This is a genomic window from Amaricoccus macauensis, from assembly GCF_049800915.1.
GTDB lineage: Bacteria > Pseudomonadota > Alphaproteobacteria > Rhodobacterales > Rhodobacteraceae > Amaricoccus > Amaricoccus macauensis_A.
This window is the reverse complement of the sequence record NZ_JBNAFY010000017.1, coordinates 1-2,797: the sequence shown is the minus strand read 5'-3', so window position 1 is coordinate 2,797 and position 2,797 is coordinate 1. Positions and strand designations below refer to the sequence as shown.

The 2,797-nt window shown below is 67.5% G+C and carries 1 protein-coding gene; it reads right to left on the bottom strand.

The features are described 5' to 3' along the window. Window positions 1-2,797: MBG domain-containing protein (locus ACP15W_RS21060; protein WP_424934816.1), on the bottom strand; the 2,797-nt coding region annotated here is incomplete at both ends.

Here is a 2,797-nt window from a genome sequence, read left to right as displayed (position 1 = left end):
GCGCCGGGTCGATGGTGAGCGTGCCCGCCTCGTAGGCGATCTCGTAATTGCCAGAGGTCAGACCGGTGGCGGCGACATCGTAATTCCCGACGTCGCTCGTGAGCCCGGCGGCGGTGGTGAAGCCCAGCGTGCCGTCGAGATCACCCGCGTCCTGGCCGAGCACGAAGCCCGAATAGCTCGCGGTGAACTCGGGGTTCGCGGCGCCGTAGGTGCGGGAGGCGTCGTCGGTGGTGACGGTGAGAAGCGCCGGGTCGATGGTGAGCGTGCCGGCCTCGTAGGCGATCTCGTAGTTGCCAGAGGTCAGACCGGTGGCGGCGACATCGTAGTCACCCACGTCGCTCGTGAGCCCGGCGGCGGTGGTGAAGCCGAGGGTGCCGTCGAGATCAGACTCGTCCTGGCCGAGGACGAAGCCGCTGTAGCTGGCGGTGAACTCGGGGTTCGCGGCGCCATAGGTCCGCGAGGCGTCATCCGTGGTGACGGTCAGCTGCGCCGGATCGATGGTGAGCGTGCCGGCCTCATAGGCGATCTCGTAGTTGCCCGAGGTGAGGCCGGCGGCGGCGACGTCATAGTCGCCGACGTCGCTGGTCAGACCGGCGGCGGTTTCGAAGCCCAGCGTGCCGTCGAGGTCAGTCTCGTCCTGGCCGAGAACGAAGCCGCTGTAGCTCGCGGTGAAGTCCGGGTTTTCCGCGCCATAGGTGCGGGAGGTGTCATCCGTGGTGACGGTCAGCTGCGCCGGGTCGAGGGTCAGCGTGCCCACTTCATAGGCGATCTCATAGTTGCCGGAGGTGAGGCCGGTGGCCGCGACATCATAGTCGCCGACGTCGCTGGTGCGACCGGCGGCGGTGGTGAAGCCGAGGGTGCCGTCGAGGTCAGTCTCGTCCTGGCCGAGGACGAAACCGCTGTAGCTCGCGGTGAAGTCCGGGTTCTCCGCGCCATAGGTGCGGGAGGCATCATCGGTGGTGACGGTCAGCTGCGCCGGGTCTATGGTCAGCGTGCCCACTTCATAGGCGATCTCATAGTTGCCGGAGGTGAGGCCGGCGGCTGCGACATCATAGTCGCCGACATCGCTGGTCAGACCGGCGGCGGTGGTGAAACCCAGCGTGCCGTCGAGATCAGACGCGTCCTGGCCGAGGACGAAGCCGCTGTAGCTCGCGGTGAAGTCCGGGTTTGCCGCGCCATAGGTGCGGGTCGCATCGTCCGTGGTGACGGTCAGCTGCGCCGGGTCGATGGTGAGCGTGCCGGCCTCATAGGCGATCTCGTAGTTGCCCGAGGTGAGGCCGGTGGCGGCGACGTCATAGTCCCCCACGTCGCTGGTGATCCCGGCGGCGGTGGTGAAGCCGAGGGTTCCGTCGAGGTCGCTCGCGTCCTGGCCGAGCACGAAACCGCTGTAGCTCGCGGTGAAGTCCGGGTTCGCCGCGCCATAGGTGCGGGAGGCATCGTCTGCCGTGACGATGAGTTGCGCCGGGTCGATGGTCAGCGTGCCCGCCTCATAGGCGATTTCGTAGTTGCCCGAGGTGAGACCGTTGGCGGCGACGCCGTAGTCCCCCACGTCGCTGGTGAGACCGGCGGCGGTGGTGAAACCCAGCGTGCCATCGAGGTCGCTCGCGTCCTGGCCGAGGACGAAACCGCTGTAGCTGGCGGTGAAGTCCGGGTTTTCCGCGCCGTAGGTGCGGGAGGTATCATCGGCCGTCACGGTGAGAAGCGCCGGGTCGATGGTGAGCGTCCCGGCTTCATAGGCGATCTCGTAATTGCCCGAGGTGAGACCATTGGCCGCGACATCGTAGTCGCCGACGTCGCTGGTCAGACCGGCGGCGGTGGTGAAGCCCAGCGTGCCGTCGAGGTCGGACGCGTCCTGGCCGAGGACGAAGCCCGAATAGCTCGCGGTGAAGTCGGGGTTCGCGGAACCATAGGCGCGGCTGGTGTCATCCGCGGTCACGGTCAGCTGCGCCGGGTCGATGGTCAGCGTGCCGGCCTCATAGGCGATCTCGTAATTGCCCGAGCTGAGGCCAGAGGCGGCGACATCATAGTCGCCCACGTCGCTGGTGATTCCGGCGGCGGTGGTGAAGCCCAGCGTGCCATCGAGGTCGCTCGCGTCCTGGCCGAGGACGAAGCCGCTGTAGCTCGCGGTGAAGTCGGGGTTTGCCGCGCCGTAGGTGCGGGTGGCGTCATCGGCCGTCACGGTGAGCTGCGCCGGATCGATGGTCAGCGTGCCGGCCTCATAGGCGATCTCGTAATTGCCCGAGGTGAGGCCATTGGCGGCGACGTCATAGTCGCCCACGTCACTTGCGATCCCGGCGGCGGTGGTGAAGCCGAGGGTGCCGTCGAGATCACCCTCGTCCTGGCCGAGGACGAAACCGCTGTAGCTCGCGGTGAAGTCGGGGTTTGCCGCGCCATAGGTCCGGCTGGAGTCATCCGTGGTGACGGTGAGAAGCGCCGGGTCGATGGTGAGCGTGCCCGCCTCGTAGGCGATCTCGTAATTGCCAGAGGTCAGACCGGTGGCGGCGACATCGTAATTCCCGACGTCGCTCGTGAGCCCGGCGGCGGTGGTGAAGCCCAGCGTGCCGTCGAGATCACCCGCGTCCTGGCCGAGCACGAAGCCCGAATAGCTCGCGGTGAACTCGGGGTTCGCGGCGCCGTAGGTGCGGGAGGCGTCGTCGGTGGTGACGGTGAGAAGCGCCGGGTCGATGGTGAGCGTGCCGGCCTCGTAGGCGATCTCGTAGTTGCCAGAGGTCAGACCGGTGGCGGCGACATCGTAGTCACCCACGTCGCTCGTGAGCCCGGCGGCGGTGGTGAAGCC